The 25,900-nt window shown below is 63.6% G+C and carries 19 protein-coding genes; 16 read left to right on the forward strand and 3 right to left on the reverse strand.

The window, feature by feature from the left end:
* Positions 1-10: 10 nt before the first annotated feature.
* From NKK51_RS17200 to NKK51_RS17230, 7 genes are all read left to right on the forward strand, one after another.
* Positions 11-1,105 (forward strand): ABC transporter ATP-binding protein, encoded by a 1,095-nt coding sequence (locus tag NKK51_RS17200; protein ID WP_352441909.1) that lies wholly within the window; start codon positions 11-13, stop codon positions 1,103-1,105.
* 2 nt (positions 1,106-1,107) lie between these two features.
* Positions 1,108-2,028, forward strand: a complete 921-nt coding sequence (locus tag NKK51_RS17205) for an ABC transporter permease (RefSeq protein ID WP_352554044.1) — start codon at positions 1,108-1,110, stop codon at positions 2,026-2,028.
* Positions 2,021-2,821, forward strand: coding sequence for an ABC transporter permease (locus tag NKK51_RS17210; protein ID WP_023809983.1), 801 nt, complete (start codon positions 2,021-2,023; stop codon positions 2,819-2,821). Before NKK51_RS17205 ends, NKK51_RS17210 begins: the two co-directional genes overlap by 8 nt.
* A 23-nt stretch (positions 2,822-2,844) precedes the next feature.
* Positions 2,845-3,879 (forward strand): ABC transporter substrate-binding protein, encoded by a 1,035-nt coding sequence (locus NKK51_RS17215; protein ID WP_023809982.1) that lies wholly within the window; start codon positions 2,845-2,847, stop codon positions 3,877-3,879.
* A gap of 68 nt (positions 3,880-3,947) precedes the next feature.
* Positions 3,948-5,144 carry a serine hydrolase domain-containing protein gene (locus tag NKK51_RS17220; RefSeq protein ID WP_023809981.1) on the forward strand — a complete coding sequence of 399 codons (1,197 nt, stop codon included), beginning with the start codon at positions 3,948-3,950 and terminating at the stop codon, positions 5,142-5,144.
* A gap of 36 nt (positions 5,145-5,180) precedes the next feature.
* The gene (locus NKK51_RS17225; RefSeq protein ID WP_352554045.1) at positions 5,181-6,362 is read left to right on the forward strand and encodes a serine hydrolase domain-containing protein; all 1,182 of its coding nucleotides are present in this window, start codon (positions 5,181-5,183) and stop codon (positions 6,360-6,362) included.
* A gap of 129 nt (positions 6,363-6,491) precedes the next feature.
* Entirely contained in the window at positions 6,492-8,816 is a 2,325-nt protein-coding gene (locus tag NKK51_RS17230) for a Tex family protein (RefSeq protein WP_352554046.1), read from the forward strand.
* Here NKK51_RS17230 and NKK51_RS17235 read toward each other — a convergent pair whose 3' ends face one another.
* Positions 8,817-9,728, reverse strand: coding sequence for a LysR family transcriptional regulator (locus NKK51_RS17235; RefSeq protein WP_352554047.1), 912 nt, complete (start codon positions 9,726-9,728; stop codon positions 8,817-8,819). It abuts the gene before it with no gap.
* A gap of 137 nt (positions 9,729-9,865) precedes the next feature.
* Between NKK51_RS17235 and NKK51_RS17240 the strand changes: the two genes are divergently transcribed.
* The 9 genes from NKK51_RS17240 (at position 9,866) to amaB (ending at position 23,625) form a co-directional block, all read left to right on the forward strand.
* Positions 9,866-11,062 (forward strand): acyl-CoA dehydrogenase, encoded by a 1,197-nt coding sequence (locus tag NKK51_RS17240; RefSeq protein WP_023809977.1) that lies wholly within the window; start codon positions 9,866-9,868, stop codon positions 11,060-11,062.
* A 111-nt stretch (positions 11,063-11,173) separates the two neighbouring features.
* Positions 11,174-14,533 (forward strand): transglutaminase family protein, encoded by a 3,360-nt coding sequence (locus NKK51_RS17245; protein WP_352554048.1) that lies wholly within the window; start codon positions 11,174-11,176, stop codon positions 14,531-14,533.
* A gap of 6 nt (positions 14,534-14,539) precedes the next feature.
* Positions 14,540-16,951: a circularly permuted type 2 ATP-grasp protein gene (locus NKK51_RS17250; RefSeq protein WP_352554049.1), complete on the forward strand. Its 2,412-nt coding sequence runs from the start codon at positions 14,540-14,542 to the stop codon at positions 16,949-16,951.
* A gap of 3 nt (positions 16,952-16,954) precedes the next feature.
* Positions 16,955-17,839 (forward strand): transglutaminase family protein, encoded by an 885-nt coding sequence (locus NKK51_RS17255; protein WP_127290352.1) that lies wholly within the window; start codon positions 16,955-16,957, stop codon positions 17,837-17,839.
* 143 nt (positions 17,840-17,982) lie between these two features.
* Positions 17,983-18,921, forward strand: a complete 939-nt coding sequence (locus NKK51_RS17260; RefSeq protein ID WP_023809973.1) for a glycosyltransferase family 2 protein — start codon at positions 17,983-17,985, stop codon at positions 18,919-18,921.
* Between the two features lie 99 nt (positions 18,922-19,020).
* On the forward strand, positions 19,021-20,127 hold the full coding sequence (locus tag NKK51_RS17265) for a DNA topoisomerase IB (protein ID WP_352554050.1): 1,107 nt from the start codon (positions 19,021-19,023) through the stop codon (positions 20,125-20,127).
* A gap of 107 nt (positions 20,128-20,234) precedes the next feature.
* On the forward strand, positions 20,235-20,609 hold the full coding sequence (locus NKK51_RS17270) for a YciI family protein (protein ID WP_352554051.1): 375 nt from the start codon (positions 20,235-20,237) through the stop codon (positions 20,607-20,609).
* Positions 20,606-21,880, forward strand: coding sequence for an RNA polymerase sigma factor (locus tag NKK51_RS17275; protein WP_023809970.1), 1,275 nt, complete (start codon positions 20,606-20,608; stop codon positions 21,878-21,880). The genes NKK51_RS17270 and NKK51_RS17275 overlap by 4 nt, the downstream gene beginning before the upstream one ends.
* Positions 21,881-22,110: 230 nt before the next feature.
* Positions 22,111-23,625, forward strand: coding sequence for an L-piperidine-6-carboxylate dehydrogenase (amaB, locus tag NKK51_RS17280; protein ID WP_502895292.1), 1,515 nt, complete (start codon positions 22,111-22,113; stop codon positions 23,623-23,625).
* 44 nt (positions 23,626-23,669) lie between these two features.
* Here amaB and NKK51_RS17285 read toward each other — a convergent pair whose 3' ends face one another.
* Entirely contained in the window at positions 23,670-24,536 is an 867-nt protein-coding gene (locus NKK51_RS17285; protein WP_352441921.1) for a hypothetical protein, read from the reverse strand.
* A 152-nt stretch (positions 24,537-24,688) separates the two neighbouring features.
* On the reverse strand, positions 24,689-25,552 hold the full coding sequence (locus tag NKK51_RS17290; RefSeq protein WP_164893012.1) for a hypothetical protein: 864 nt from the start codon (positions 25,550-25,552) through the stop codon (positions 24,689-24,691).
* Positions 25,553-25,900 lie beyond the last annotated feature (348 nt).

Below are 25,900 nucleotides of genomic sequence, written 5' to 3' on the forward strand. Positions count from 1 at the left end.
AGGCGTAATCGTGCCGGACAAACCGGATCGGAATGCGATTGAAGTAGTAAACGTCAGCAAAATTTTCGGATCAGGTGAGGGGCAGGTAGCTGCCCTCGACACGGTCTCGGTATCTATCCGGGAGAACGAATTCTTCACGTTGCTGGGGCCATCCGGCTGCGGCAAGACGACGTTGCTCAGGCTGATCGCCGGCTTCGACTTTCCAACCGCCGGTGAAATCCTGCTCTACGGCCAGGACATCGCGCCGCTGCCGCCCTTCAAGCGGCCGGTTAACACCGTTTTCCAGTCCTATGCGCTGTTCCCGCACATGACGGTCGCCGACAATATCGGCTTTGGCCTGGAAATGCTGGGCAAGCCGAAGGCGGAGATCAAGGCGCGCGTCGCCGAGATGCTGAAGCTGGTCAAGATGGAGGCACTCGCTGGTCGTCGCACCAGCCAGATCTCCGGCGGCCAGCAGCAGCGCGTGGCTTTGGCCCGCGCTTTGGCGCCGCAGCCGAAGGTGCTTTTGCTCGATGAGCCGCTGTCGGCGCTTGACTACAAGCTGCGCAAGGAGATGCAGATCGAGTTGAAACGGCTGCAGCACGAGACCGGTATCACCTTCATCTTCGTCACCCACGACCAGGAAGAAGCGCTGACCATGTCAGACCGCATCGCGGTGATGTCATCGGGCAAGATCCTGCAGGTCGGTTCGCCCTGGGATATCTACGACAAGCCGGCGGAGCGCTTCGTCGCCGACTTCATCGGTGAAACCAACTTCCTCACCGCCGCCATCAGCGAGATGGCCAACGGCAAGGCGCGCGCCACGCTCAAATCCGGTGCGACCATCGAGGCGACCGTGGCCCAGGGTTTCCAGCCCAAATCCAACGCCACGGTGGTGGTTCGGCCCGAACACGCCAAGCTGACCAAGGCCAAGGGCGAACTGTCGGGGACGGTCGAAAACATCGTCTATTTCGGCACCGACACCCACATCCATGTTCATCTCGACAGTGGCGAACTCTTCACCGTACGCCAGCAGAACACGCGCAGCGCGGGCTGCGGTTTCGAGAAGGGCGACGCAGTCGGCATCCTCATCGGCAGCGATGCCGCTCAGGTCCTGAAGGACTGACGATGGCGACCGCGGAAGAAGTCGCCAAGGCAGCGGAGCGGCGCGATGTCCGTGACCGCTGGCTTTTGTCAGCGCCAGCGCTGCTGGTCATTTTCCTCGCCGCGACCGGCCCCTTGCTGATCGTGCTCGTCTACTCGTTCCTGACGCCAGGCTCCTATGGCGACGTGAAGTGGCAGTTCTCGCCGGAAGCCTGGACATCGGTGTTTCTGGAACGCGATATCTTCGACGACACGCTTTCGATCGCCGCCGCCCACGTCACCATCTTCCTGCGCTCGATCAAGCTCTCGGTGGTGACGACGATCGCCACTTTGGTGCTTGGTTTCCCGACCGCCTATTTCATGGCGACGCGCAGCGAAAAGACCCGCGATCTCTGGCTGTTCCTGATTACCATTCCGTTCTGGACCAACCTTTTGATCCGCACCTTCGCGGTGCTGCAGATCATCCGCAACGAAGGCATCGTCAACACGATCCTGCTCAAGCTCGGCATCATCTCGGCGCCCATCCAGATACTCTACACCGACACGGCGATCCTGATCGGCATGACCTATGTCTACCTGCCACTGATGGTGCTGCCGATCTATGCCAGCATGGAAAAGCTCGATTTCCGGTTGGTCGAGGCGGGGTACGACCTTTACGCGTCGCGCTTCCAGGTGCTGCGGCGGATCATCTTTCCGCTGGTCAAGCCGGGCGTCATCGCCGGCTCCATACTGGTCTTCATTCCAGCGCTTGGCGCCTATGTGACACCGAGCGTTCTTGGCGGCGGCAAGAACATGATGCTGTCCAACCTGATCGAATTGCAGTTCGGGCAGGGCCGCAACTGGCCACTCGGCTCGGCGCTGTCGATCGCCGTCATGATCATCGTCATGGTGGCGCTGCTTGCCTATGTGCGCAATGCCGGCAAGTCGGGGGTACGTCATGGCTAAGAACTTTTCCATCAAGCACCAGCCAGGATTCACCGCGATCGCCGCGACCTGCTTTATCGTGCTGTATCTGCCGATCATCGTGCTGGTCATCTATGCCTTCAACGCGGCGAGCTCGACCTCCGAATGGGGCGGCTTTTCGCTGAAATGGTTCCAGTCGGCATGGCAGAACACGCAGGTCGTCGATGCCACGCTGCGTTCCTTCCAGATTGGCTCCATCGCGGCGGTGCTCTCCACGATCTTTGCCACCATGGCGGCGCTCGCCACCACCCGCACCGCGCCCTATCCCGGCCTCACCTTCAAATATGCGGCGATCAACCAGCCGCTGATGGTGCCCGAGATCGTCACCGGCGTGGCGCTGCTGATCTTCTTCTCGCGCATCAAGATCTTCACCGGCTATTCCGGCATCGGCTATCTGGTCGCCGCGCACACGGCGTTCTGCATTCCCTTTGCCTATTTGCCGATCCGGGCGCGGCTTGAGAATATGGACCTGACGCTGGAGCGTGCCGCAGCCGACCTCTACGCGACGCCCTGGAAGGCTTTCCGGCGCATCACGCTGCCGCTTCTGTGGCCCGGCATCCTGGCCGGGCTGATGCTGGCCTTCGTCATCTCGCTCGACGACGTCGTCATCACCGAGTTCGTCAAATCAGGCGGCCAGGACACGCTGCCCACCTACATGCTCGGCCAGATCCGCCGCGGCATCACACCCGAGATCAACGCGATATCGACCGCCTTCCTGCTGCTTTCGGTCGCGATCGTCACGTTGTTTTTCTTCGTCAGCAGGAAACGAGACTGAACCGAAAAATGGGAGTTAAAACCATGAACTGGAAGACAACAGCAACCGCCATGGGGTTGGCGTTGCTCGCCTCGACGGGCCTGGCCCGCGCCGACGGCGTGCTCAACATCTACAATTGGGGCAACTACACCAGCCCCGACGTGATCAAGAAGTTCGAGGCCAAATACAACGTCAAAGTGACCATCACCGACTACGATTCCAACGACACCGCGCTGGCCAAGGTTCGCCAGGGAGGCACCGGCTTCGACATTGCGGTGCCGTCGCAGACCTACGTGCCGATCTGGATCAAGGAAGGCCTCATCCAGGAGACCGATCCTGGCAAGATGGAAAACTTCAAGAACGTGGCGCCGGAATGGGCCAATCCCGATTTCGATCCGGGTCGCAAATACAGTGTTCCATGGGCGTGGGGCACGATCGGCGTGGTCGTCAACACCGATGCCTACAAGGGGCCGGCCGATAGCTGGGGTATCATCTTCAACACGCCTGACGAGCTCAAGGGGAAGGTCAATGTCGTTCCGGAGATGGGCGATGTGATGTTCGCCGCGATCAAGTATGTCGGCGGCCAGCAATGCACCGACGACAAGGCGGTGCTGAAGAAGGTGCGCGACCTGCTGGTGGCGGCCAAGCCGAACTGGATCGCGATGGAATACAACACCATCGAGAAGATGGGCGCCGGCGACTTCAAGGCGACCAGCGACTGGAACGGCTCGGCGCTGCGCCAGCGGCTGGCCAACCCGGCCATCCACTACAACTATCCGAAAGAAGGCTTCGGCCTGTGGAGCGACAACGTCGTCGTTCTGAAGGAAGCCAAGAACGTCGAGAACGCCAAGCTTTTCCAGAACTTCATCATGGATCCGGAAAACGCGGCAGGTCTCTCGGCCTTCCATCGCTACGCCAATGCCATCACCGGCTCGGACAAGTACATGCCGGCCGACATGAAGGACGCGCCCGAAGTCATCATTCCGGCCGCGGACAAGCCACGCGGCGAGCTGCAACAGATGTGCTCGCCGGAGACCCAGGAAATTTACACCAAGATCTGGACCGAGTTGCAGAAATAAACTGGGTTCGACGGACCCGGCGGCACACGCCGCCGGGTCCGTTTTCATGTTCAAAGGACTCGGCCGTCATGGACTCCTATCGCAATTCCGATCCGCGGCCGCCGATCATGCAGGGCTCGCCGCCCGCCATGGTACCGCCGAAGCTCGACTGGGACCGGCCGCCGTGGAACCGCTGGGCGTTCCAGAACATCCGTGAAATTCTGCCGACCGCCGAAGTCTGGCGCGGCAATGGCCATCGCCACCGCTTCGAACGCGCCGAGGCCGATCTCGACGGGCTGACGGTCGAGGACAGCACAGGCGCGCCGACGACGCTCGCCGGGCTGCTCGACGAGACCTATACGGACGGCTTCCTGGTGCTCAAGGACGGCAAGGTCGCCTATGAGCGCTACTTCAACGGCATGGATGAGCGCACGCTGCACCTGTCGCAGTCAATGGCGAAGTCCCTTACCGGTTCGGTGTTCGGCATACTGGTTGGGCGCGGCCTGATCGATCCGGCCAGACCGGTAACGGACTACCTGCCGGAGCTCGGCGTTACCGGCTGGGCCGGCGCCAGTGTGCAGCATGTGCTGGACATGACCAGCGGCGTCCGCTTCTCCGAGGAATACACCGACCGCTATTCGGACATTGGGCAGGTCGATGTCGCCACCGGCTGGAAGCCGGTGCCGCCGGGCAGCGATCCGGCCTTTCGCTGGCCATCGCACATGTTCGAGCTGATCCTGGGCTTGAAGGAAACGATCCGCCCGCATGGTGCCCAATTCGAATACCGCTCGATCGAGACCGACGTGCTTGCCTTCATCATGGAACGGGTGACGGGCAAACGGCTTCCGCAGCTGGTTTCGGAAGAACTCTGGCAAAAGCTCGGCGCTGATGAAAGCGCCTGCTTCACGGTCGATAGCGCCGGCTATGCGGTGGCGGATGGCGGCTTCAACGCGACGCTGCGCGACTATGGCCGCTTCGGCCAGATGATCCTCGACAATGGTGGCAGCGTCGTGCCGGCCGACTGGATCGAGGCAACACGCAACGGCAGGCATGGGCCGGACTTCAGCCCCAGTCTGCCGGAGGGCAGCTATCGCAACCAGTTCTGGATCGAGGACCCGCGCTCGCGCGCACTGATGTGCCGCGGCGTGTTCGGTCAGATGATCCATATCGACTGGAACACCGGAATGGTCGTGGTGAAGCTTTCGACCTGGCCGGATTTCGCCAATGGTGCCTATTCCATAGCGACGCTGAAGGCCGTGCACGCTATCGCCACGGCACTTCGCTGAGCCCCACAAAGAAGAAACGACCCGGAAGGAAACGCCATGACCGGCAAGACCGTGTTCGAGACCCGCTATGGCTTCCGGCGCAACCAGGTGGTGCTCGCCAACTGGCGCGAGAACCCGTTCAATCGGTGGTCGTTCCAGAATCTCGGCGAACTGGTGCCGACCGCCCGCGTGGCGGCGGCGTCGGGCGTTGTCGAAACCCCCGTGCGCGATATGGGCGACCTACTCGGCGAAAAGGTCGTGATCGCCGGCACACCGGAGACGGTGGCTGAATTTCTCGCACGTTCGAGCACCGACGCACTGACGGTGATGAAAGGCGGCAAGATCGTCGGCGACTGGTTCGCCCCGCATATGGATTTCGGCGCCCGCCACATCATCTTCTCGATCAGCAAGTCGGTGACAGCCATCATCGCCGGCATATTGCAAGGCGAGGGGGTGTTCGACCCGGAAGCGCCGGTGACGGCCTACATCCCTGAAGCCGCCGGCTCTGCCTATGGCGATGCGAGCGTGCGGCATGTGCTCGACATGAGCGTCAGCCTCGATTTCGAGGAGGCCTATCTCGATCCGGAGAGCGCTTTCGCCCGCTATCGTCGCGCCACGCTGTGGAATCCGGGCGGCGGCACGGAGAGCCTGCGCGAATTCATTTTGACCTTGCAACGCCTTGCAGAGCCGCATGGCCAGACCTTCCGCTACCGCTCGCCGAATTCCGATCTGCTCGGCCTGCTGCTCGAGCGCGCGTCGGGCCAGCGGTTCACCGACCTGATGCGCGAGAAGCTGTGGCTGCCGCTCGGCACTGTCAGCGAAGCCTCGATCGGCGTCGACATGGAGGGCACGGCGCGCACTGCCGGCGGCATTTCGGTGACGCCGCGCGACTTGGCGCGTGTTGGCGAGATGATGCGGCAAGGCGGGGTGGCCAATGGCCGCCGCATCGTGCCCGAGGTGTGGGTACGCGACACGACCAGCACTGGCGGCAGTGCGGACGCCTGGCAGCGCGGCGCGATGCTGCCGCTGTTTCCCAAAGGCCGTTACCGCAACAAATGGTACCAGACCGGTTTGCCGAGCGGCGCCTATTGCGGCATCGGCATCCATGGTCAGTGGCTGTATGTCGATCCCAGGACCGAAGTGGTGATCGCCAAGATGTCGTCGCAGCCCGAGCCGGTCGACGATCCGCTCGATGTCGAGATCGTCGCCTTCTTCGAGGCGCTGAGCCGCATGGTCTAGACTGGGCCCGAGCCGCCACATTAGCGCACGCTTTCCTGTGGACCCGCCGGGCTGATCAAAGCGCGGCGGTTGGCGGGCCGGACGTCTGCGCCTATGGTCGCCGCTCTTTTCGATGAGAGCAGGAACGACATGGCATCCGACATCAAGCGCATCGCAGCCATCATCGCGGCCGAGATCAACGCGCGGCCAGAACAGGCGGCCGCGGCGATCGGGCTGCTGGACGAGGGCGCGACAGTGCCGTTCGTGGCGCGCTACCGCAAGGAAGTCACCGGCGGGCTGGACGACACGCAATTGCGTGACCTTGCCGAACGGCTTGCCTATCTGCGCGAGCTCGACGCTCGCCGCGACACCATCCTTGGCTCGATCCGCGAGCAGGGCAAGCTGACCGAGGAGCTTGAGGGCAAGATCGTTGCCGCAACCACCAAGGCGGAATTGGAAGATATCTATCTGCCCTACAAGCCCAAGCGCCGCACGAAGGCTGAAATCGCCAGGGAGCGCGGGCTGGGCCCGCTGGCTGAAGCTATCCTGGCGAATCGCGCGCTGGTGCCGGCCGAACTGGCGCTGGCCTATCTGACCGAAGAGGTGGTCGACGCCAAGGCGGCGCTCGACGGCGCGCGCGACATCCTGTCGGAACAGTTCGCCGAGAATGCCGATCTGGTCGGAAAATTGCGCAGCTACATGAAGGAGCGCGCCTTCATGCGGGCCAGGGTGGTCGACGGCAAGCAGGAGGCCGGCGCGAAGTTCTCCGATTATTTCGACCATGTCGAGCGCTGGACAAATGTGCCGAGCCACCGCGCGCTGGCGATGCTGCGCGGCCGCAACGAGGAAGTGCTGTCGCTCGACATCGAGGTCGATGCCGATGACACCTCGCCGGTGAAGCCGGTCGAGCGGATGATCGCCAATGCCTATGCCATCGGCGGCAGCCTGCCCGGCGACCGCTGGCTGATGGACGTCGCCGGCTGGACCTGGCGCATAAAACTGTCACTACACCTGACACTCGATTTGATGCGCGACCTGCGCGAGCGGGCAGAAGAGGAAGCGATCCACGTCTTTGCCCGAAACCTCAAGGATTTGCTGCTAGCCGCTCCCGCCGGTTCGCGCGCGACGATGGGGCTCGACCCCGGCATCCGCACCGGCGTCAAGGTGGCGGTGGTCGACGGCACCGGCAAGGTGCTGACAACAACGACGGTCTATCCATTTCCGCCCAGGAACGATGTGCGTGGCACGCAGGCGGAACTCGCCAAGCTCATCCGCTTGCACAAGGTCGAGCTGATTTCGATCGGCAACGGCACCGGCAGCCGCGAGACAGAAAAGCTGGTGGCGGACATGCTGTCCGACATGCCGGCGGATGGCGGGCCGAAGCCCTTGAAAGTGATCGTCAGCGAGGCCGGCGCCTCTGTCTATTCGGCATCGGCGACGGCGGCGGCGGAATTCCCCGGCCTCGACGTGTCGTTGCGCGGCGCCGTCTCGATCGCCCGGCGGCTGCAGGATCCGCTGGCCGAACTGGTCAAGATCGAGCCCAAATCGATCGGCGTCGGCCAGTACCAGCATGATGTCGACCAGTACCGTCTCGGCCGCTCGCTGGAAGCGGTGGTGGAAGACGCAGTCAACGCCGTTGGCGTCGATCTCAACACAGCTTCGGCGCCATTGCTGGCGCGCGTTTCAGGTCTGGGTGCGTCGCTGGCCGACGCGATCGTTGCGCATCGCGATGCGACCGGGCCCTTCGCCAGCCGCAAAGACCTGCTCAAGGTGCCGCGGCTCGGACCTCGCGCATTCGAACAATCCGCCGGCTTCCTGCGCATTGCCAATGGCAGCGAGCCGCTCGATGCCTCGTCGGTGCATCCGGAGGCCTATGGCGTGGCCAAGAAGATCGTCGCCGCCTGCGGGCGCGATGTGCGGTCGTTGATGGGCGACAGTGCAGCACTCAAGGCGCTCGATCCGCGCGTTTTCGTCGATGAGCGTTTCGGCCTGCCAACGGTACGCGATATCCTGGCAGAGCTGGAAAAGCCGGGCCGCGACCCACGTCCGGGCTTCAAGACGGCGACGTTTGCCGACGGCATCGACGATATCAAGGATCTGAAGCCCGGCATGCTGCTGGAAGGCACCGTCACCAATGTCGCCGCCTTCGGCGCCTTCGTCGACATCGGTGTCCATCAGGACGGGCTGGTGCATGTCTCTCAGCTGGCCGACCGGTTCATCAAGGACGCGCACGAGGTGGTCAAGGCCGGCGATGTGGTGAAGGTGCGCGTCGTTGATGTCGACATCAAGCGCAAGCGCATCGCGCTATCCATGCGCAAGGATGGTGGCGAAGGGGGCGCGTCGAAAGGTGGGCCGCGCGATACCGGAGGCGGCAGGCCGGCACCGCGTTCGCCGGCGCCTCAGCGCCAGCCGGAGCGGCCGGCACAGCAAGGCGCGTTCGGCGCGGCGCTGGCGGATGCGCTGAAGCGGAAGTAGTTACCACGCCAGAACGGCCGGCTCCTTCTCGACCTGGCCCAGCAGCCAGTCGCGAAAACTGGCGACTGGCGGATGGCCGCGCTTGCCATGTGGGACGACGAGATAGTAGGCGCTGCGGCTTTGCATGGGCTGGCCTGGCGCCGGCACCAGCTGGCCGCGCTGCAATTCGCCTGCAATGAGGATCAGCGGCAGCAGCGCCACGCCGAGCCCCGCCATGCTGGCCTGGGCGGCGGTGCCGAACTGCTCGAACTGCATGCCGGGCCCGGTCGGCGCGCTCAGGCCCTGATGCTCGAACCATTCGGTCCAGGCGCCAGGACGCGTCGCCATATGCAGCAGCGGCAGGCGGCCGATATCGGCCGGTGAGGCGATGGCGCGGCCAGTGAGGAATTCGGGCGACACGACCGGCGCCACGGTTTCGCGCACCAGCAGTGTGGAGTCGGCCTCAGGCCAGTCCGGCAGGCCATAGTGGATGGCGGCATCCAGCCTCTCCCTGGCGAAGTCGAAGCGACCGACGCGGGTGACGAAATTGATGGTGATATCGGGATTGTTTTCGACGAAATCGGGGATCATCGGCATCAGCCAGCGCGTGCCGAAGGTCGGCAATATGGCAAGGTTCAGGATGCCGCTATGCCGATTGCTCATCAATCCAAGGGCTGCGTCACGCAACTGGCCAAGTGCTGAACGCACCGCCTCGGCGTAGATTTCGCCCGATGCCGACAGCCTGACATTGCGGCTGTCGCGTTCGAACAACCGGCGGCCGAACTGATCTTCCAGCAATCTGATCTGCCGGCTGACCGCGCCCTGGGTCAGATCGAGCTCCTGGGCGGCAGCGGTGAAACTGCCCAGCCGGGCCACAGCCTCGAAGGCGGCAAGGGCGCTTATGTTGGGCAAAAGGCGGCGCTGGACACTCATGATCCATTCCTAACGCTCATTGATTGGTGAATCAATTTCGTTTGATTTTTTCGAGGCGCAGGCCGATAGAACGGGCCAAGATTTTGCTTCATGCATGCCGTCATTTTGAGCGACATGCATTGTTTGGGAGAAACGCGATGGCCGCCGACAAGAACGCATTCGTCTGGGAAGACCCGTTCCTGATCGAGGGCCAGCTTTCGGAAGACGAGCGCATGGTGCGCGACGGCGCGGCCGCCTTCGCCGCCGACAGACTGGCGCCGCGGATCGAGGACGCCTACCTCAACGAGACATTCGACACCGCGATCTTCCGCGAAATGGGCGAGGCCGGCCTGCTCGGCATCAACATCCCCGAGGAATTCGGCGGGCTTGGCGCGAACTACGTCACCTATGGGCTGGTCGCGCGGGAAGTCGAACGTGTTGACTCGGGTTATCGCTCGATGATGTCAGTGCAGTCGTCTCTGGTGATGTATCCGATCTACGCCTATGGCTCGGACGAGCAGCGCAAGAAGTACCTGCCCAAGCTTGCCAGCGGCGAGTGGATCGGCTGTTTCGGCCTGACCGAGCCGGATGCCGGCTCCGATCCGGGCGGCATGAAGACACGCGCCGAGAGGACAGCCAACGGCTACAAGCTGTCCGGTTCGAAGATGTGGATTTCCAACGCGCCGGTCGCCGACGTGTTCGTCGTCTGGGCGAAGCTGAAGGGCGAGAACGGCAAGGACGAGATCCGTGGCTTCGTGCTGGAAAAGGGCATGGAGGGGCTTTCGGCGCCGAAGATCGGCGGCAAGCTGTCGCTGCGGGCGTCGATCACCGGCGAAGTGGTGATGGAAGGCGTGGAGGTCGGCGAGGACGCGCTGCTGCCCAACGCAAAGGGCCTTGGCGGACCGTTCGGATGCCTCAACCGGGCTCGCTTCGGCATTTCCTGGGGCTCGATGGGCGCCGCCGAGGATTGCTGGCACCGCGCCCGCCAATACGGGCTCGACCGCAAGCAGTTCGGCAAGCCGCTGGCCGGAACGCAGCTCTACCAGAAGAAGCTGGCGGATATGCAGACCGAGATCGCGCTTGGGCTGCAGGCATCGTTGCGCGTCGGGCGGTTGCTCGATGAAGGCAAGATGGCGCCGGAAATGATCTCGATCGTCAAGCGCAACAATTGCGGCAAGGCGCTCGACATCGCCCGCCAGGCCCGCGACATGCATGGCGGTAACGGCATCCAGATCGGCTACCACGTCATGCGCCACGCGCAGAACCTGGAGACGGTCAACACCTATGAAGGCACGCATGACGTGCATGCGCTGATCCTGGGAAGGGCGCAGACGGGGATACAGGCGTTTTTCTGAGCCGGCAACCGTTGCTTAAATTAGGTGCACCGCAACATCTCTGCTTGGAGAATGGCGGCCTGATGTGTCAGGGTTCGGCGAAATCGTTGAAACGCTGAATTCCGGGGCTTCATGGCAATTCTGGCAGCCGTCTATCACCTGACCCATTACAAATACGACCGGCCGGTGGTTCTCGGGCCCCAGATCATCAGGCTGCAGCCGGCGCCGCATTCCCGCACCAAGGTGCTCAGTCATTCGCTCAAGGTCGAGCCGGCGAACCATTTCGTCAATCTGCAGCAGGATCCCTACGGCAACTTTCTTGCCCGCTTCGTCTTTCCCGAGCCGGTCACCGAACTGAAGATCGAGGTCGATCTCGTCGCCGACATGACGGTCTACAATCCGTTCGATTTCTTCGTCGAGCCGTCGGCCGAGGCGTTTCCGTTCGAGTATCCGGAAGAAATCCGCGACGATCTCGCCATCTATCGCACCCCGGAACCGGCGGGACCGCTGCTGTCGGCGCTGCTGAAGACCATCGATCGCAGCGCAGCCAACACCGTCAATTTCCTGGTCGACCTCAATGCGCGGCTGCAGCGCGAGATTGCCTATATCGTGCGCATGGAAACCGGGGTGTTCTCGCCGGAAGAGACCTTGGCCGCGAAAAAGGGGTCTTGCCGGGATTCGAGCTGGCTGCTGGTGCAGATCCTACGCAATCTCGGTATCGCGGCACGCTTCGTTTCCGGCTATCTGGTCCAGTTGAAGCCCGATCTGGTGGCGCTGGACGGTCCGCCGGGAACGGCGACAGACTTCACCGATCTGCATGCGTGGTGCGAGGTCTATCTTCCCGGCGCCGGCTGGATAGGCTTCGATCCGACCTCGGGCCTGCTCACCGGCGAGAGCCATGTGCCGCTGGCCGCCACGCCGCATTTCCGCAACGCGGCCCCGATTTCCGGCATGGCGAGCTTCGCCAATGTCGAATTCGGCTTCGAGATGCGGGTCGACCGCATCGCCGAGCATCCGCGCATCACCAAGCCATTTTCGGACGAAAGCTGGCAGGCGCTCGACGCGCTGGGCAACAAGATTGATGCAGCGCTTGCCGCCGGCGACGTGCGGCTGACCATGGGCGGCGAGCCGACTTTCGTGTCGATCGACGATTTCGAGTCGGCCGAATGGAACACCGCCGCCGTCGGTCCCACCAAGCGTGAAAAGGCGGACGAACTGATCCGTAAACTGCGCGAGCGCTTCGCGCCCGGCGGCTTTCTCCATTACGGCCAGGGCAAATGGTATCCGGGCGAAAGCCTGCCGCGCTGGACCTTTTCGCTCTACTGGCGTGCCGACGGCCAGCCGGTATGGAGCGATCCGTCGCTGATCGCACGCGAAAAGAGCGAGGCCGATATCGGCCCGAAGCAGGCCGAAAGCCTGCTCACCGCGATTGCCGGCGAACTCGGCATCGACAAGGCCATGGTCAGCGAAGCCTATGAGGATCCGGCCGAATGGCTGCTCAAGGAAGGCAAGCTGCCCGACAATGTCGATCCGTCCAACTCCAGGCTGGAGGATCCGGAAGAACGCAGCCGCATGGCGAAAGTGTTTGAACGCGGACTGACCAAGCCGTCCGGCTATGTGCTGCCGGTGCAGCGCTGGAACAGCCAGGCATCGGATCCGCGCTGGCGCTCGGAAAAATGGAAGACGCGGCGCGGCCGGCTGTTTCTGGTGCCAGGCGATTCACCGGTCGGTTACCGCTTGCCGCTCGGCACGTTGCCCTATGTGCCGCCGGAGCAATTCCCCTATATCGTGCCGGTCGACCCGTCGCTACCACGCGGCCCGCTGCCCGCGCGTGAAGCCATACTGGCCGGACCGACTCCAGCCGAACTCGAAGGCGCCGACGAGATGGCGCGCCGCCAGCAGGCGGCATCGTTCACCGCTGCGGCCGGCCAGCAGGAGCGGGTCGAGCAGGAGATCACCGAGATTGGCGGCGCTGTGCGCACCGCGCTTTCGGTCGAACCGCGCGACGGGCGGCTGTGCGTGTTCATGCCGCCTGTCGAGGCGCTGGAAGACTATCTCGAACTGGTCGCGGCGGCCGAGAACGCGGCAAAGGCGATCGGCCTTCCCGTGCATATCGAGGGCTACGGCCCGCCTCACGATCCGCGCCTCAACGTCATCCGCGTTGCGCCTGATCCCGGCGTCATCGAGGTCAACATCCATCCTGCTTCCAACTGGCAGGATTGCGTGGCGACGACGACGGCGATCTATGAGGAAGCGCGGCAGACACGGCTTGGCGCCGACAAGTTCATGATCGATGGGCGCCACACCGGCACCGGCGGCGGCAACCATGTCGTGGTCGGCGGTGCGACACCCAATGACAGCCCGTTCCTGCGAAGGCCGGACCTGTTGAAGAGCCTGGTGCTGCAATGGCAGCGCCATCCGTCGCTGTCCTATCTGTTCTCCGGCCTGTTCATCGGGCCGACCAGCCAGGCGCCACGCTTCGACGAAGCCCGTCACGACTCGCTCTACGAGCTTGAGATCGCGATGGCGCAGGTGCCGCATCCGGACCAGGGCAACGCACCCTTGCCATGGCTGGTCGACCGGCTGTTCCGCAATTTGTTGACCGACGTCACCGGCAATACGCATCGTTCGGAAATCTGCATCGACAAGCTGTTTTCGCCGGACGGACCGACCGGTCGGCTGGGGCTGGTCGAATTCCGCGGCTTCGAGATGCCGCCCAATGCACGCATGAGCCTCGCGCAGCAACTGCTTGTCAGGGCGATCATTGCCCGCGCGTGGAAAAGCCCGCTCGACGGCCGTTTCGTGCGCTGGGGCACATCGCTGCACGACCGCTTCATGCTGCCGCATCATGTCTGGGCCGATTTCCTCGACGTGCTCGACGACCTCAAGCTCAACGGCTTCGAATTCAGGCCCGAATGGTTCGACGCCCAGCTCGAATTCCGCTTCCCGTTCTGCGGCGAGGTTCAGCATGCCGGCATCAAGCTGGAGCTGCGCCAGGCGCTGGAGCCGTGGCATGTGATGGGCGAGCAAGGCGCGATCGGCGGCACCGTGCGCTTCGTCGATTCCTCGGTCGAACGGCTGCAGGTCAAGACCGAAGGGCTGAACCCGGAGCGCCACGCAGTCGTCTGCAACGGCCGCATCGTGCCGATGAAGGTCACTGATAATCGCGAAGTGGCGGTGGCGGGTGTCCGCTTCAAGGCCTGGCAGCCGGCATCGGGCCTGCATCCGGCGCTGCCGGTCAACACGCCACTGGTCTTCGACATCTATGACCGCTGGTCGGGGCGTGCGGTCGGCGGCTGCGTCTACCATGTCGCCCATCCCGGCGGGCGCAATTACGACACCTTTCCGGTCAATGGCAACGAGGCGGAAGCTCGGCGGCTCGCCCGCTTCGAACCGCGCGGCCATACGCCATCCGCCTATGTGATCCGTGAAGAACAACCGGCGGAAGATTTCCCGATGACCCTTGACCTTCGGCGGCCGGCAAGACTCTGATCAGCGATGGCAAAGGGGAATCACAAGAGGGGACACGGCAAGCCGCGGACCCACAGCCTGCTGGAGCACTACCAGCCGATCGACGGCGTCGTCGACGAGATGGTCGATGCGTCAGGCAATCCTCGCCCGGTCTGGAAGCATTTTGTCGAGGCGCTCGAGGAACTCGGCGCTGAAAAGCTCGGCCAGCGCTTTGCCCGCGCCGACCAGTATCTGCGCGATGCCGGCGTTTATTACCGCGTCTACGACAAGGCCGGTGCCAATGAGCGCGAATGGCCGCTGGCGCATGTCCCGGTTCTCATCGAGGAGAGCGAGTGGGCGGCGATCAGCGCCGGCCTCGTGCAGCGCGCCGAACTGTTCGAGGAAACCATCGCCGATATCTACGGGCCGAACCGGCTGGTCGAGAAAGGCATCCTGCCGGCGGGGTTGATCGCCGCCAGCCCCGAATATTTGCGGCCTGTCGTCGGCACCAGGCCGGCCGGCGGCCACTTCCTGCATTTCTGCGCCTTCGAGCTCGGCCGTGGACCTGACGGCCAGTGGTGGGTGCTGGGCGATCGCACGCAGGCGCCGTCCGGCGCCGGTTTCGCACTGGAAAACCGCGTCGCCACCACACGCGCGCTGTCCGACATCTATGGCGAGATGCATGTGCACCGCCTTGCCGGCTTTTTCCGCCGTTTTCGCGATGCGTTGATCGGCATGGCCAAGGAGACCGACGGCCGCGTCGCCATCCTGACGCCGGGGCCGCTCAACGAAACCTATTACGAACACGCCTACATCGCCCGCTACCTCGGCATCATGCTGCTCGAAGGCGAGGATTTGACCGTCTCCGGCAGCCGGCTGATGGTGCGCACGGTTTCCGGCCTGATGCCGATCAGCGTGTTGTGGCGGCGGCTCGACGCCGCTTTCGCCGACCCGCTCGAACTGCGCCCGGATTCGCAGATCGGAACGCCGGGCCTGGTCGAGGCGATCCGCCAGGGCGCGGTTGCTACCGTCAATGCGCTGGGCTCCGGCCTGATGGAGACGCGCGCGCTGCTTGCCTTCCTGCCCAAGATTTCACGGGCCTTGCGTGGCGAGGAATTGCTGCTGCCAAGTGTCGCGACATGGTGGTGCGGGCAAGCTACCGAGCGCGCGCATGTGCTGGCCAATATCGATCGCATGGTGATCGGGCCGGCGCTGTCGACGAGGCTTGCCTTCGAGGACGACGATTCAACGAAGCTGGGCTCGGCTCTGTCGGCCGGGGAGCGGGCGGAACTGGTGGCGCGCATTGAACGTGATGGCGGCGATTTCGTCGGCCAGGAAGCGGTGACGCTTTCGACGACGCCCGTCTATGTCGGCGGCTGGCTGGAGCCGCGGCCAGCGAGCCTGCGCGTCTACCTGGCGCGAACGCCGGAGGGCTGGACGGTGATGCCGGGCGGTTTTGCCCGTATCGGCCTGTCGCTCGACCCGACGGCGATCGCCATGCAGCGTGGCGGCCAGGCGGCGGATGTCTGGGTTGTCAGCGACAAACCGGTGGAGCGCGAGACGCTGCTGCCGCAAGAAGGCGACAGTTTCAGCCGCACCAGGCCCGGCAGCCTGCCCAGTCGCGCGGCGGAGAACCTGACCTGGCTCGGCCGCTATATCGAGCGCTCGGAAGACACGGTGCGCATCCTGCGCGCCTACCATGTGCGGCTGGCCGAAACCTCCGACCCGGATATGCCGCTGCTCGCCGACATCAGGGATTATCTCGAACCTTTCGGCATCGATGTGGAGACAGCGATCCCGTCAGGGCTGATCGGCACGCTGGATAGCGCGGTCTACAGTGCCGGGCAGATCCGCGACCGCTTCTCGCCCGATGGCTGGCTGGCGCTGAAGGACCTGTCGAAAACCATCCATCAGTTCGCAACGACGGTCGCGCCCGGCGACGACGCGACCCGGGCGATGACAGTCATCCTGCGTAAGCTCGCCGGCTTTTCCGGCCTGCTGCACGAGAACATGTACCGCTTCGCCGGTTGGCGCTTCCTCGAGATTGGCCGCCGGCTGGAGCGCGGTATCCAGATCTCCCGCACGCTGTCGCGGCTGACCAGCGCCAAGGCGCCGGACGGCGCGCTCGACATGATGCTGGAAATCGGCGACAGCGTGATGACCCATCGCCGCCAATATCCGGTGCAGGCCGGTCGGCGCACGGTGATCGACCTGCTGGCGCTCGATCCGCTTAACCCGCGCTCCATCCTGTTCCAACTTGAAAGGCTGAAGGCCGAAATCGGCCTGTTGCCGTCGCTCGGCGGGGAGGGGCAAATGTCGCCGGCGGCGAAGGAAATCCTGCAGCTCAACACCCAGATCGCCATCAAGGAGCCTTCGGACATGACCGCAAAGGCGCTGGACGACCTCGCCTATGAAATCGGCGGCCTCTACAACAGCCTCGCCAAAGCCTATTTCGGATAAAGCATGCTCTACGACATCAGGCTTCATCTGCATTACGATTACGCTGCGGCGGCCGGCGGCGGTCGTCATCAGGTGCGCGTACTGCCGTCGACGATATCAGGCGTGCAGCGTGTCATCGCCGCATCCCTGTCCTTTGCGCCGGCACCCAACGAGCGTTCCGACTTTTCCGATTTCTTCGGCAACAACGTCACCTCGATCGCCTTTCGCGACGCGCATGACGCGCTCGACATCAGGATGAGCGCCCGCGTGTCGGTGTCTCGGCCCGAGCCCGGGCTCGACGTGTCGCCCGATATCGCCCGGCTGAGGCAGGAGCTCGCCGCGGTGCGGTCTCTGGCACCTGATGCACCGCACCATTTCCTGACGGCCAGCACCCATGCCGGCATCGACGATGCGATCACCGCTTACGCACGCGACAGCATCGCCGGCTCTGCCGCCGGCACGGTCATGAGCCTGTGCAATCGCATCCATCGCGATTTCACCTATGACGGCGAAGCGACAACGGTGCGGACCCGGGCCAGTGATGCCTTCAAGTTGAAGCGCGGCGTTTGCCAGGACTTTTCGCACATCATGATCGCCGGCCTGCGCGGGCTCGGTATTCCGGCCGGCTATGTCAGCGGATTCTTGCGCACCATCCCGCCGAAGGGCAAGCCCCGGCTGGAAGGCGCCGATGCCATGCATGCCTGGGTCAAGGTCTGGTGCGGGCGCGATGCAGGCTGGCAGGAATTCGACCCGACCAACGGCATGCGGGCCAGCAACGACCATATCACCGTCGGCCACGGCCGCGACTATTCGGACGTGGCGCCGATCGTCGGCGTGCTCAAGACCACGGGGGGACAGGTTGGCGAGCAAGCTGTCGACGTCATTCCCGTCGTGCTCGAAAGAGCCTGAAGCAGGTCGTACACGCAGCGGTATTTGCGCCGCAATTCGGGATGGACAAGACTGCTTCTCAAATACCGATGCGGCCGCTAGTCTGTATTCGTTTCGGGGTGACGGTAGTTGTATCCTCAAGCGCATGGCGCGAGGGTTTGTAATTGAGAGCAATCAGCGTCGTCATTCCTGCCTGTAACGCGGCGGCGACCATCGCTGCAACGCTGGCGTCGCTACGCAGCGAGGCCGAGATCATCGGCGAGATCTTGCTGGTCGACGACGCGTCGACCGATGGGACGGCAACCATCGCGCGGGAGGCCGCGGCACAACTGTCGTTGCCGCTGCGCGTGCTGTCGGCCAAATGCCGCGATGCAGGCGGTGCCCGCAATTTGGCGCTGGCCGAAGCGGTCTATTCCTGGGTCTACCTGATCGATGCCGACGACCTGCATCTGCGGGGCGGGTTGCGCGCACTGCTCCGCAAGGCCCGGGAGCAGCCGGAGGCCGACATGATCGTCGGTGCCTACCGGCGACGGGTGAACGGCCAGGACCGGCAGATCAAGATGCCGAACGGCTACCAGGCTGCGTGCCTGGCAAATGCTTCGGCCTATGTCAAAGGCGACATACGTTCGGTCGCCGTGGGCAGCGTTCTGGCATCGCGGACCCTGATCGGCGAGACGCGGTTCCCGATCGGAATGGCCTATGACGAGGACACGCTGTTCTGGGCACGGCTGATGAGCAAGGCATCGCTCGCCATGGTTTCGCAACCTGTCATGGTCTACGAGGTTTCGCCGGTACGTTCCGATGACCGCTTTGCCATCAACCCGGTGCGGCGCTTCCTGGACTGGCGCCGGGAACTGCGCACACTCACCGACTGCAACATCCCGTTGTCGGCCCTCAAGGCCAGGGAAGGCCTTGTCGCCCTCAAGATCGCCCGGGTCCACTATGCGCGCGGCGATCTGGGCACCGCGGCGCGCTTCCTGGCGGTAGCCGCGGCCGCGCCAAAGCGGCGCTCAGAAGCTTGGCGCTGCCTGCGCTACAGGTTCAAGCTCGCGGCGCGGCGGCGTTTGTCCGCGCCGCCGATCAAGCTGGAAGGCGCTCTGTAGGCGCCAGCCAACACGATATCGGCGCGAGACGCTTTTCGGACGGCGCGTGGAACCAGCGGTCGGCCAGTGGCTTATCTACGGAATTCGCGTGGAGCCGACATGTTGCAAAAATACGGATTGTCTCCCAGCCGACCGGCTGGCCAGGATGCTGTGTCGCCAGATGGCGCGCCCAAAAACGGGGCACAAAGCTCGGCCGACCATGCGTCGCTTAGCTATGTCAGTGATGCTGAGCCCGGTATCCGGCGGCTGAAAACAGGCAAGGGGTTTTCCTACCAGGGACCGGACGGAGGGACAGTTTCGGACACTACCAGGGCCCGCATCGAGGCGATCGTCATTCCGCCGGCCTGGACGGATGTGTGGATTTCGCCGGACGCGGACGGCCATATCCAGGCAACCGGCAGGGACCAGCGCGGACGCAAGCAATACCGCTATCATCCGCAATGGGCCGAAGAGCGCGATGGTGCCAAATATTCGAGCCTGGTTGCTTTCGCCGAGAGCCTGCCGGACCTGCGGCACAGGATCGACAGCGATCTGCGCCGTCGTGGCCTGCCGTTCGAGCGTGTCGTCGCCGCGGTCGTCTGGCTGCTCGACAACACGATGATCCGCGTCGGCAATGCCGCCTACGCCCGTGACAACAAGAGTTTCGGGTTGACCACGTTGCGCGACCGGCATGTGGATATTGTCGGTTCAAGCCTGCGCTTTGCCTTCAAGGGCAAGTCGGGCAAGGAGTGGAAGCTGAAGCTGGTCGACCGCCGCATCGCCAGGATTGTGCGCGGCGCGCAGGACCTGCCAGGCCAGAAGCTGTTCCAGTATCTCGATGAGGACGGCAACAGGCGGCCGGTCCGCTCCGAGGACGTCAACCGCTATATCCGTGAGGCGGTCGGTGACGCCTTCAGTTCGAAGCATTTCCGCACCTGGGGCGGCACCATTCACGCCGCGTCGCTGTTTGCCCAAACGGAACTGCCGCAAAGCCAGGCGCAGCGAAACAGGGCGATGAACAGCGTTATCGACAAGGTTGCCGAGCGGCTGGGCAATACGCGTGCCGTCTGCCGCAAATGCTATATCCATCCGCGGGTCTTCGAAGCGTGGTCGCAGGGGCGGTTGCTGAATGAAATGGCGCAAGCCAACAAACGCAAACGCTCCATCGATGGTCTCGATGACGAGGAAGCTCTCGTGCTGCGATGGCTGAAACTGCGAGAAAGCTGACCAGCGCGGCCGGCTGTGGCCAAATCCGCCACATCTGGATTTTTTTATCGACGTCGTGTCGGGATCGGTCTTACTGTTTCGTCCTTTGACAGAGAAAAGGACCAGCCATGCTCTACGCAATCCTCTGCTATGCTTCCGAAGATGTCGTCTGCTCCTGGAGCAAGGCACAGGACGACGAGGTCATGGCCAATCTCCTCGACGTTCAGGACAAGTACGCCAAGGCCGGGCGGCTTGGCCCGGTGGCAAGGCTTCTGCCGACGACCGCCGCGACGACCCTGAGAAAGGTCAAGGGTGAATCGGTCGTCATCGATGGGCCGTTCGCCGAGACCAAGGAACAGTTTCTCGGCTTCTACACGCTCGAATGCGCTGATCTCGACGAGGCGGTGGAGTTCGCCCGCGAGCTTTCCGAGGTCAACCCGAGCGGTGGGTCGTATGAAATCCGGCCGGTTTCGGTCTTTAACCCAACAAGAGTTTCCGCATGACCGAAATGGCCTGGATAAGCTCCGCGATCAGCGCCGCCCGCCCGCAGGCCATGGGTGCGCTGCTGCGTTATTTCCGCGATCTCGATACGGCGGAGGAAGCTTTCCAGGACGCGTGCCTCAGGGCGCTGAAGAACTGGCCGCAGAACGGGCCGCCGCGCGACCCGGCGGCCTGGTTGATCTTCGTCGGTCGCAACAGCGGCATCGATGCGGTGCGCAAGCGCGCCAAGCAGGCGCCGATGCCGGAGGAAGACCAGGTTTCCGATCTGGAAGACGCCGAGAGCGATATCGCCGAGCGGCTGGACGGGGCGCACTACCGCGACGACATATTGCGGCTGCTGTTCATCTGCTGCCATCCTGATCTGCCGGCAACGCAGCAGATCGCGGTGGCGCTGCGCATCGTCTCCGGTCTTACGGTCAAGCAGATCGCGCGCGCCTTCCTGGTTGGCGAAAGTGCCATGGAGCAGCGCATCACTCGCGCCAAGGCGCGCATTGCGGACGCCGGCGTGCCGTTCGAGACGCCGGGCGCGGTCGAGCGGTCGGAACGGCTCGCCGCCGTCGCCGCCATGGTCTACTTGGTCTTCAACGAGGGCTATTCGACCAACAGCGGCGAGGCGCCGGCCCGCGCACCGCTGTGCGAGGAGGCAATCCGGCTGGCACGGCTGTTGCTGCGGCTGTTTCAGACCGAGCCGGAGATCATGGGGCTGACGGCGCTGTTGCTTCTGCAGCATGCGCGCGCACCGGCCCGTTTCGACGAGAGCGGCGAGATCGTGCTGCTCGAAGACCAGGATCGCAGCCTGTGGAGCCGCAAGATGATCGATGAGGGGCTGGCGCTGGTCGACAAGGCGCTGCGCCATCGCAAGCCCGGCCCCTACCAGGTGCAAGCGGCGATTGCCGCGCTGCATGCGCGGGCCGAAAAGGCCGAGGACACCGACTGGAACGAGATCGATCTGCTCTATCGCTTGCTCGAGCAGATGCAGCCGTCGCCGGTGGTCACGCTCAACCGGGCCGTCGCGGTCTCGAAGGTGCGTGGACCGGCAGAGGCGCTCGCCATGATCGAGCCGCTGGAAGAACGGCTTTCCGGCTATTTCCATTTTTTCGGTCTCAAGGGCGGCCTTTTGATGCAACTCGACCGGGGCGATGAGGCGCGCGTCGCCTTCGACCGCGCCATAGCGCTTGCGAACACGGCGGCGGAAGCTGCCCATATCCGCATGCATATCGACCGGCTGATCAAGGACGGTGCGGTACGCCCAGCGGCCAAGAAGGCAAACTGAGCGCCATCTGGCTCAATCGTGCAGTTTGGGCTTAGACCATGCCGGGGTGGTGATTTTCCCTTGAACCGAGTAATGCCACGCGATGATCGTGCCTGAGGTGCCTTTGTGCACGCGGGCAGCATGGCGCCAGGCTTTGACCGGCGTGCCTTTTGTGCATGTCGTTGTCCCAAAACCGCTGGGCACTTTTGGGCGACATGCATTATGAGCGACTGGATCTGAAAGGGACAAGAATGACGATAGGCAAGGAAACGACCGAACTGCTGGCGAAACTGGGTGTGGCCAAGGAGACGCTGGTCGGCGGCGACCTGATCGTGCGCAGCCCGGTGACGGGCGAGCAGATCGCGGCGCTGAAGACGATCTCACCGGCTGACGCGGCCAAGGTGATCGATGCCGCGCACAAGGCCTTCCAGGCCTGGCGCATGGTGCCAGGCCCGCGGCGTGGCGAACTGGTGCGGCTGCTCGGCGAGGAGCTGCGTACGCACAAGGCCGAGCTTGGCCGGCTGGTCTCGATCGAGGTCGGCAAGATCCCGTCCGAGGGGCTCGGCGAAGTGCAGGAGATGATCGACATCTGTGATTTCGCCGTAGGCCTCTCCCGGCAATTGTACGGCCTGACCATCGCCACCGAGCGCCCAGGCCATCGAATGATGGAAACCTGGCATCCGCTCGGCGTCGTCGGCGTCATTTCCGCCTTCAACTTCCCGGTGGCTGTGTGGTCGTGGAATGCCGCCCTGGCACTGGTCTGCGGCGACGCAGTGGTGTGGAAGCCGTCGGAAAAGACGCCGCTGACCGCACTTGCTTGCGAAGCCATCTTCAAACGTGCGGTCAAGCGCTTCGGCGCGGACGCACCTGATGGCCTGGCGCCGGTGCTGATCGGCGATCGCGCCGTCGGCGAGATACTGGTCGATCACCCTAAAGTGCCGCTGGTTTCGGCGACCGGCTCGACCCGCATGGGCCGCGACGTCGGTCCGCGGCTGGCCAAGCGCTTTGCGCGCGCGGTGCTGGAACTCGGCGGGAACAATGCAGGCATCGTCTGCCCGACCGCCGATCTCGACATGGCGCTGCGCGCGATTGCGTTTGGAGCGATGGGCACGGCCGGCCAGCGCTGCACGACGCTGCGGCGCCTGTTCGTGCATGACAGCGTCTACGACGCCTTGGTTCCGCGCCTCAAAAAGGCCTACGAGAGTGTGTCTGTCGGCAATCCGCTGGAGACCTCCTCGCTGGTCGGGCCGCTGATCGACAAGGCGGCCTTCGATGCCATGCAGAAGGCGCTGAAGGAAGCCGCCGCCCATGACGGCAAGGTGACCGGCGGCACGCGGGTCGAGAACGGCCACCCCGATGCCTACTACGTGCACCCGGCGCTGGTCGAAATGCCAAGCCAGGTATCCCCGGTGACGGAAGAGACCTTCGCGCCGATCCTCTATGTGATGAAATATTCGGATTTCGACGCCGTGCTCCACGAGCACAATGCGGTGGGCGCCGGCCTGTCGTCGTCCATCTTCACCCGAGACCTGCAGGAATCCGAGCGTTTCCTGGGTGTCGACGGATCGGATTGCGGCATTGCCAATGTCAACATCGGCACCTCGGGCGCCGAGATCGGCGGTGCCTTTGGCGGCGAAAAGGAAACCGGGGGCGGCCGCGAGAGCGGCTCCGACGCATGGAAGGCCTATATGCGGCGCGCCACCAACACGGTGAACTATTCCAAGGCGCTGCCGCTCGCCCAGGGCGTGTCGTTCGACATCGACTGAAGGGCTCGCCGGCTTGGGCATCCCGCACGGGGGATGCCCACCGGTCAGCTGCCTGCTGGCGAGTCAAAGGCCTTGACGAACGCGGCATCGATGATAGCCAGCTTGACGGCCTGGGCGGTCATGTACTCCCGGTAGAAATCGCCCGACACCCACATCACCGAATTGCCGCGCTGGCCAAGCCAGCCAACGCTGCCGAGGTCTTCGGCATCCCGCAGTTTGCGTGCCAGGTGGGTTCGCGACAGCTTGAGCCATTTGGCGAAATCGCCGATCGAGACGACGCCAGTCGGTATTGCAGCGAGGCCGGCATGGTCGGGATCGACGCCCGATATCAGCCAGTCCATGACGACGCCGCCATTGTTAAGCCAGGTGAACAGCGAAAAGGTCTGCTTGGGCTCGCGCACGGGACTGGAGGAGATCAGCCCGTCAGCCACCAGCGGTTGCACCCTGGCGAGCGCATAGGGCCGCTCCAGAAACGTTGCCAGACGGTTCGCGCCGTCGAGACTGTCCAGTGTGTGCAGATGAGCCATCATCCAGCCGGCGAGCGTGTCCAGCGTGTTCACTGTAGGCTGTATGGGGCGGATGCGGCCATCCTGAGCTGCCGAGAGGTGCTCGATGAAATTGTAGTGCAGCATCTCCTTGAGGAAGGCGTCGGCGGTGTTGCGGCTGGCGACGGAATTCTCCCGGATGACGTCGATGAAACGCGCCGCCGTCAACTGCTTGCGGTAGTCATCGGGCTCCCGTCTGAAATGCAGGGCAAGGCCGATATGCGCCATCAGCCAACGCTGCTGGGTGGCAAATATCGAGGCAAGCCTCGGGTTCGTCTCGTAGGTCTGGATAAGCGCCTGCGCCTGGGCACGGACACAGCGATGCAATGCCGGGTGACCGGCAATATGGTCCAAGGTCAGCGCCATTCTCCCCCCGTGCGTCAAGCCCCCCAACGCGAAGACGCAGATCACATTTTCAGCCTTCAAGGCCCGTGTCCAGACGCGCCCGCTCTATAACAGGTTATGATCGCCAGTAGACAATGTTCACGGCCCGGGCAGATATCGATCGCGCCGATCCTTCAGCGGTCTTCCGGAGCTGGAAAACAGGCGTCGAAGGCCGCATCGACAATGGCCAGCTTGGCGGCCTGGACGGTCATGTACTCCTGGTAGAAAGTGTTCGATACCCACATCACCGAATGGCCGCGCTGGCCGAGCCAGCCGATGCTGCCGAGTTCCTCGGCAGCGCGCAGCTTGCGGGCGAGGTGGGTCCGCGACAGCTTGAGCCATCTGGCGAAATCTCCGATCGAAACCACGCTGGTCGGAATCCGGTCCAGGCCGGCATGATCGGGGTCGATGCCCGACATCAGCCAGTCCATGACGATGCCGCCATTGTTGAGCCAGATGAACAGGGAAAAAGTCTGGTTGGGCTCGCGCACCGGCTTGGAGGCAAGCAGGCCGTCCGCCACCAGAGGCTGCAGCCTGACAACCATGTCGGGCCGCTCCAGGAACCTGGCCAGCCGGTTGCCACCGTCGAGATGATCCAGCGTCTGCAGATGGGCAAGGACCCAGCCGGTGAAAGTCTGCACGGTTGCCGCCGTTGGCTGCAAAGGGTGCGTGCGCCCGTCGCCACCCGAAACATACTCGGCGACATGATAGTGCAGCATCTCCTTGATGAAAGCGTCCGCCGTGTTGCGGCTGGCCACCGCGTGCTGGTGTACGAACTCGATGAAACGCGATACCGTCAGCTCCTTGCGGCGGTCGTGCGGATCGCGCCTGAAATGCATGGCAAGGCCGACATGACCCATCAGCCAACGCTGCTGCGTGGCGAAAATGGAAGCCAGTCGCGGGCTCGTTTCATAGATGTTGATCAGCGCCAACGACTGTGCCTGGACACAGCGATGCAGGGCCGGATGGCCGGCAATGTCTTCCAGATTCAGCGCCATCCTCCTCATGTTCCGAGTTAACTCCAACAGCGGAGTCGCGTCCACATTTTCCAGCCTTCGATAGCTGTGTCCAGAGGCACCAAATGCGAAGAGCAAGCCCAACCCGAACATGGGGCCGGCCACGATCGGTTCATGGGATCCGCTAACCGATTGCTATGGCTTGGAAAACCCCTCCCCATAATAGTCAGCCGGAGGGCCGCCCGTTGAATTGACCTTCACCAGGGCCCGGCATAGTTTCCGCGACATCCGAGCGGCGGGGGCACGCCTTCCCGGAAGTGAGTTCGAAAGCAGAAGCCAATTAACGAGCGATGAAATCTCGCGCGGTGGCGAAGTTTTGCCGAACTCTAC

This window comes from Mesorhizobium sp. M0011, from assembly GCF_040324155.1.
GTDB lineage: Bacteria > Pseudomonadota > Alphaproteobacteria > Rhizobiales > Rhizobiaceae > Mesorhizobium.